General features: G+C 68.4%; 7 protein-coding genes. 5 read left to right on the top strand and 2 right to left on the bottom strand.

Going from position 1 to position 6,520, the window contains the following annotated elements; genetic code table 11:
* On the top strand, positions 1–199 hold a 199-nt coding region (locus OXU50_00465; GenBank protein MDD9868364.1), incomplete at its 5' end, for a hypothetical protein.
* 14 nt (positions 200–213) lie between these two features.
* Here OXU50_00465 and selD read toward each other — a convergent pair.
* Positions 214–1,314, bottom strand: a complete 1,101-nt coding sequence (gene selD / locus OXU50_00460; GenBank protein ID MDD9868363.1) for a selenide, water dikinase SelD — start codon at positions 1,312–1,314, stop codon at positions 214–216.
* A gap of 1 nt (position 1,315) precedes the next feature.
* Here selD and mnmH point away from each other — a divergent pair, with 1 nt between their 5' ends.
* From mnmH to gmhB, 4 genes are all read left to right on the top strand, one after another.
* Positions 1,316–2,497 carry a tRNA 2-selenouridine(34) synthase MnmH gene (gene mnmH / locus OXU50_00455; protein MDD9868362.1) on the top strand — a complete coding sequence of 394 codons (1,182 nt, stop codon included), beginning with the start codon at positions 1,316–1,318 and terminating at the stop codon, positions 2,495–2,497.
* Between the two features lie 214 nt (positions 2,498–2,711).
* Positions 2,712–3,626, top strand: coding sequence for a glycine--tRNA ligase subunit alpha (gene glyQ / locus OXU50_00450; GenBank protein ID MDD9868361.1), 915 nt, complete (start codon positions 2,712–2,714; stop codon positions 3,624–3,626).
* Positions 3,623–5,743: a glycine--tRNA ligase subunit beta gene (gene glyS / locus OXU50_00445; GenBank protein ID MDD9868360.1), complete on the top strand. Its 2,121-nt coding sequence runs from the start codon at positions 3,623–3,625 to the stop codon at positions 5,741–5,743. Before glyQ ends, glyS begins: the two co-directional genes overlap by 4 nt.
* Entirely contained in the window at positions 5,740–6,291 is a 552-nt protein-coding gene (gmhB, locus tag OXU50_00440) for a D-glycero-beta-D-manno-heptose 1,7-bisphosphate 7-phosphatase (GenBank protein ID MDD9868359.1), read from the top strand. The genes glyS and gmhB overlap by 4 nt, the downstream gene beginning before the upstream one ends.
* 12 nt (positions 6,292–6,303) lie before the next feature.
* Here gmhB and OXU50_00435 read toward each other — a convergent pair.
* Positions 6,304–6,520, bottom strand: a 217-nt coding sequence (locus tag OXU50_00435) for a hypothetical protein (GenBank protein MDD9868358.1), incomplete at its 5' end; no start/stop codon positions are given.

Genomic DNA, 6,520 nt, shown 5'->3' with positions numbered 1-6,520 from the left:
GATGATGACTTTCAACTTCATGCTGTTTCCCCGGCAACCAACGGGGCGGGCACCGCCAAAAGGCGATGTTCTCCGCATATTAGCACAACAAGGTCATGGCGTGCATTGCCTTGAGGCGGCGGCCCGGGTCAGGGCTTCGTGTTCGCCTTTCAGGCGGGCGTATGACGCGCAAGCATCCGGCGCGCAGGCCGGCGAATAACATGCAGTCCTGTATCAGTCTCCAATCACAATACCGGCGTCCGCGGCCTTTTCCAGATGGCCGATGCGCGCGGCGCGGTTGAAGCCGCGGCGGTGGAATTCGGCGACCACTTCCGACGCGGCGTCCGGCGCGCAGGCGACCAGCAGGCCGCCGCTTGTTTGCGGGTCGGTCAGCAGCGCGCGGCGGATATCGTCCGGCGCGTCCGCGCGCACCGCATCACGACAATCATTCCGGCGCGCCTCGCCGCGGCAACTGTCCCGGCGCACCGCATCACGGCAGTTGTCCCAATTGCGTTGCATGGCGCCGGGTGCGATGCCGTCGCGCGCCAGTGTGACGGCGTCTTCCAGCAGCGGAATGTCGGCCAGTTGCAGATGTGCGCGCACGCGCGACGCCCGGCAAACCTCCAGCAGGTGGCCGAGCAGCCCGAAGCCGGTCACATCGGTCATCGCGTGCACCGGCGCCAGCGTGCCGAGATGCGCGCCGATGTCGTTCAACTTCACGCTCCACCGGATCATCTCGCGGTAGGCGGCCTCGCCGAGACGGCCTTTTTTCAGCGCGGCGGCCAGCACGCCGATGCCAAGCGGCTTGCCGAGCACCAGCGCATCGCCGTCGCGCGCGCCGGCGTTTGTTCTGATGTGTTCGGTCGGCGCGAAGCCGAACACCGCAAGGCCGTAAAAAGGCTCCACCGCGGCAATCGAATGCCCGCCGCCGACGACAACGCCGGCCTGCGCGCAAATCTCGACGCCGCCCTTCAGAATCTCGCCCGCCGCGTCCTCGCCGACGCGCTCAAGCGGCAGGCCCGTCAGGTTCAGCGCCAGCGCCGGCTGCGCGCCCATCGCGTAAATGTCGGAAAGCGCGTTGGCGGCGGCGATGCGCCCGTAGTCATACGGGTCGTCCACCACCGGCGCGAAAAAGTCGGTGCTCGCAACCAGCGCCCGGCCGTCGTCCAGACGATAGACGGCGGCGTCGTCCGCGCCCTCGCCGCCGACCATCAGCGCCGCCGACGCCTGCGCCGGAATCCGCGACAACAGGCGCGACAGCGTCGCAGACGGAATTTTGCATCCGCATCCGCCGCCGTGCGACAATGCGGTCAATTGACAGGGGTGGCGCAGCATCGTGACAACCTTCGACAAGCAACGGACATTAGCACAAATCAACCGCTTCGATGAAATCCTCGATGTGCGCTCGCCCGCCGAGTACGCCGAGGACCACATCCCGCAAGCGGCGAACTTCCCGGTGCTCGACGACGACGAACGCGCCGAAGTCGGCACCGTGTACAAACAGGTGTCGCCGTTCGAGGCGAAGAAGCGCGGCGCCGCCAGGGTCGCCGCCAACATCGCGCGCCACCTGCAGCGGCACTGGCAGTCGCGCGAACGCAACTGGCAGCCGCTGGTCTATTGCTGGCGCGGCGGCACGCGCAGCGCCGCGATGGTGCATGTACTGAACAACATCGGCTGGCGCGCGCAGCAACTGCCCGGCGGCTACAAGGCGTACCGGCGCGCGGTCATCGCCGCCATCGCCGACTGTTCGGCGGCGCTCGACTTCCGCGTCCTGTGCGGGCGCACCGGCGTCGGCAAAAGCCGCCTGCTGGAAGTGCTGCGCGAACACGGCGAGCAGGCGCTCGACCTCGAAGGCCTCGCCAGCCACCGCGGCTCGGTGCTGGGCGAAGTCGCCGGCGGCGAACAGCCGCCGCAACGCTGGTTTGAAAGCCTGCTGTGCCGCGAGATGCGCGGCCTCGACCCGGCCCGCCCGGTCTATGTCGAGGCCGAAAGCCGCCGCATCGGCAAGGTGCATGTGCCGACGCCGCTGACGGACGCCATCCGCGGCAGTCGCTGCATCCGCATTGAATCAAGCCTCGACCTGCGCGTGCCGTTCCTGGTGTCGGAATACCGCCATTTTCTGGATGACCCGCGGCTGCTTGAACAAACGCTGGCGCGCCTCGCCGAACACGCCGGCGAGGCGCGCATCCGCGAATGGCTGCGACGCCGCGACGCCGGCGACATCACCGGCCTCGTGCGCGGCCTGCTGGAGCAGCACTACGACCCGCTCTACCTGCGCTCGATGAAACGCCACTTCACGCACTACGACGAAGCCGCGCGCGTTGAACTGCGCGGCATTGACCGCCGCGCGTTCGCCGACGCCGCCCGCGCCGTCGCCGCCAAAGGCGGGCGCGGCCCCTGGCCGCCGCATCAAGCCGCCGAATCAGTCGCCGAACGCCCAAAACAGTCCGAGCAGAAAGAACAGCACGATGTAGCGGATAACCGGAATGACAAACATCTGAAAAATCCACGAAGTTGAAGGACGGGCCGCAACCTTATTTGACACGGAGAATGCAAAGAACGACCCGCCCGCGGCAAAAATAACCCGCCGTCAAGCCTCCGCCGGCCCATTTCCGACGAACGGTATCCGCCCGGCGGACAAGCGGTTTTTGGGAGCAAAATCAGGCCACCACGAAAGCCTGCACCGGCGCGCCGGCGCTGGTAGAATAGGCGCGACAGCCCGGCGCCCCCCGATGCAAGACCAGCCCCCGACATTCCAGCAAACCCTGCTGCGCCTGCAAAACTACTGGGCGGAGCAGGGCTGCGTGCTGGTGCAGCCCTGCGATTTGCCGATGGGCGCGGCCACCTTTCACCCGGCGACCTTTCTGCGCTCGCTCGGCCCCGAACCGTGGCGCTGCGCGTTCGCGCAGGGCTGCCGCCGCCCCACCGACGGGCGCTACGGCGACAACCCGAACCGGCTCCAGCATTACTACCAGTTCCAGGTCGTGCTGAAGCCGTCGCCGGACGACATCCAGCCGCTCTACTTGGCATCGCTTGAGGCGCTCGGCATTGACACGCGCCAAAACGACATCCGCTTCGCCGAGGACAACTGGGAATCGCCGACACTGGGCGCGTGGGGGCTGGGCTGGGAAGTGTGGCTGAACGGCATGGAAATCAGCCAGTTCACTTATTTCCAGCAGGTCGGCGGGCAGGAATGCAAACCGGTCACCGGCGAGATCACCTACGGGCTGGAGCGCCTCGCAATGGGTCTGCAAGGGGTGGACGATGTGTTCGGCCTGGTGTGGTCGCAACACGGCGGCGAGCGCGTGCTCTACCGCGACCTGTTCCGGCGCAACGAAGCCGAACAATCCGCCTACAACTTCGACGAGGCTGACACCGCCGTGCTCGCGCGCCGCTTTGACGAATGCGAACGCGAATGCCGCCAACTGCTGGCGAAAAAACTGGCGCTGCCGGCCTACGAGCAGACCATCATCGCGTCGCACTGCTTCAACCTGCTTGACGCGCGCCACGCCGTCTCGGTAACCGAAAGGCAGCGCTACATCCTGAGAACGCGCAAACTGACGCTTGAAGTGGCGCGCTTGTATAGCGAGTCCGCCGGCGAACCCGGCGAACAACAACCGCCGGCGGCGCCCGGCGACACCGCATGAACACGCGCAGCCTGCTGGTTGAAATCGGCACCGAGGAACTGCCGCCGCCGCAACTGCAAGCCCTCGGCGAGGCGTTCGCCGCGGCCCTCGCCGGCGCCTTTGAGCGCGACGGCTTCCGCTTCGCGCAAACAACCCCCTTCGCCACGCCGCGCCGCCTGGCCGTGCACATCGCCGAACTGCCGGAACGCGGCCCCGGGCGCGTCACCGAACGCAAAGGCCCGTCGCTTGACCGGTGTTATGACGAACACAAACAGCCGACGCCCGCCGCGCTCGGCTTCGCCCGCTCCTGCGGCGTCGCGCTTGAAGACCTGCAAGTCTCGGACGACAACCGCCTGTGCCTGCGCCGCCGCGAGACCGGCGCCGCCGTGCAGGAACTGCTGGAGGCCCACATCGCCGCCGCGCTGCAAGCGCTTCCCGCCGGCAGGCGCATGCGCTGGGGCGCGGCGGCGCACGAATTCATCCGCCCGGTGCGCTGGGTGCTGGCGCTCTACGGCGGCGAGGCGGCGCCGGTGCGCGTGCTCGGCGTGCGCGCGGGCGCCGTCACGCACGGGCACCGCCAGCACTGTCCGCAACCGCTGCCGGTGCGCGACGCCGACGCCTGGGAAGACACGCTGGAAACCGAAGGCCGCGTCATCGCGTCGTTTGCAAAACGCCGGCGGCGCATCGCCGCGCAGGTTGAACGCGCCGCCGAAGGCCGCGCGCTGGTCGGCGACGCGCTGCTCGACGAAGTCACCGCGATGACCGAATGGCCCGCCGCCATCGCCGCGCGCTTCAACCCGTCTTTCCTGTCGCTGCCCGCCGAGGTCATCATTGAAGTGCTGGAACACGACCAGAAATTCTTCCCGACGGCGGACGCCGGCGGCGCATTGCTGCCCGACTTCGTCGCCGTCGCCAACATCGAAAGCGCCGCGCCCGAAAACATCCGCCGCGGTTACGAGCGCGTCGTCGCGCCGCGCCTGTCGGACGCGGCCTTCTTCTTCGCCCAGGACCAAAAACGCACGCTGGAAAGCCGCCTGCCGGAACTCGGCGGCATCCTGTTCCACCGCAAACTCGGCAGCCTCGCCGACAAGACGCGGCGGCTGGAACAACTGGTCGGACAACTGGCCGAACACCTGGCCGAACAACTGAACACACCCGCCGAAGACGCGGTGCGCGCGGCGCATCTGTGCAAGGCCGACCTGGCGACCGACATGGTGCGCGAGTACCCGGCGCTGGAAGGCGTCATCGGGCGTTATTACGCACTGGCCGACGGCGAATCCGGGGCGGTGGCGGCGGCCATCAGCGGCCACCGCCTGCCACGCCGCGCCGGCGGCGCGCTCGCGCCGACCGCCGCCGGCGCATTGCTGGCGCTGGCCGACCGCCTCGACACGCTGGCCGGCATCGTCGGCGCCGGCGAACTGCCGAGCGGCAGCAAAGACCCGTACGGCCTGCGCCGCGCCGGCGCCGCGGTCGTGCGCATCGTCCTTGAAAAGCAACTCGACCTTGACCTCGGCGACTGGATTGCGCGCGCCGCCGGCGCTTATGGCGAACTGCCCGACCCCGACGGCATCGCGCGCCTGCCCGGCTATCTGCTCGACCGCATCCGCGGCCATTACCTGGAACGCGGCTGCGCCGCCGACGAAATCGCCGCGGCGATGGCGGTGCGCCCGCTGCAACTGCTGGACCTCGACGCGCGCCTGGCCGCGGTGCGGCATTTCAAGGCGCTGCCGCAGACCGGCAGTCTGACCCTCGCCAACAAGCGCATCCGCAACATCCTGAAAAAAGACGGCGCCGCCGACGCGCCCGCCGCCGCCGAAGACGCGCCCGCCGCGAATGCCGCGACCGCCGCCAACGGCGGCGCCGGCGACGACGCCGAAAGCGCCCTCCAGCGCGCGTTCCGCGACCGCCGCCGGCGCGTCAACGACCTTGCCGGGCGGCGCGACTACCTCGGCGCGCTGAACACGCTGGTTGAACTGCGCGAACCGATTGACCGCTTCTTCGACGAAGTGCTGGTGATGTCGGAAGACGAGAACGAACGCCGCAGCCGCATCGGGCTGCTGCGCGACATTCACTCACTGTTCACCTGCATCGCCGACTTCTCGAAACTTGATGCAAAACCCGGCGCGGAGGCGGCGTGAACCTGATTCTGCTCGACCGCGACGGCGTCATCAACCACGACGCCGCCGACTATGTGAAAACCGCCGACGAATGGCTTCCCATTGACGGCAGTCTGGAGGCCATCGCGCGGCTGTGCCACGCGGACTACCGCATCTACATCGTCTCAAACCAGTCCGGCATTGGCCGCGGCCTGTTCGGCGTCGAGACATTGGGCGACATCCAGGCGCGGATGCAGGGCCTGCTGCACGCGCTCGGAGGCCGCATTGAAGGACTGTTCTTCTGCCCGCACCACCCGGATGAAAAATGCCGCTGCCGCAAACCGGCGGACGGCCTGCTGCAAGACCTGTCGCAGCGGCTCGGCGTCAGCCTGAAAGATGCGCCGTTTGTCGGCGACACGATGAAGGATGTGCAGGCGGCGAAAACCGCCGGCGCGAGGCCGATGCTGGTACGCACCGGGCGCGGCGAGGAAACGCTGCGTCAGCCGGGCTTTCCCGGCGATGTCGAAGTGTTTGACAATCTGGCGGCGGTCGCCGACGCGCTGCTTGCGCCGGCGCGCCCGCCGCGCTGAAGGCGCCCGCCGTCAGCGGCGCCGGGCGGCGGCGCGGCGGGCGGACAGCGCGAACAGCAGCAGCAACAGCAGGCCGGCAAGGCCAGTCAGGCCGACACTGCCGCCGCTGCTTCTGCCGGATGCAAGCCGCGTCGTTGACGGGCTCAGCGGATCCTCAATCACGCCGTTGACAACGCCGTCGTCGTCGTTGGCGCCGCCGTCTTCAATATAGACCGCCATGCACGCGCCG

This window comes from Gammaproteobacteria bacterium, from assembly GCA_028817225.1.
In the GTDB taxonomy this organism is placed as follows: domain Bacteria; phylum Pseudomonadota; class Gammaproteobacteria; order Poriferisulfidales; family Oxydemutatoraceae; genus Oxydemutator.
This window is presented reverse-complemented; position numbering and strand designations above follow the sequence as displayed.

Excerpts from the sequence above, each read along its gene's own strand:
- selD (MDD9868363.1), bottom strand. The coding sequence starts at position 1,314 with ATGCTGCGCCACCCCTGTCAATTGACCGCATTGTCGCACGGCGGCGGA.
- glyQ (MDD9868361.1), top strand. The coding sequence starts at position 2,712 with ATGCAAGACCAGCCCCCGACATTCCAGCAAACCCTGCTGCGCCTGCAA.
- glyS (MDD9868360.1), top strand. The coding sequence starts at position 3,623 with ATGAACACGCGCAGCCTGCTGGTTGAAATCGGCACCGAGGAACTGCCG.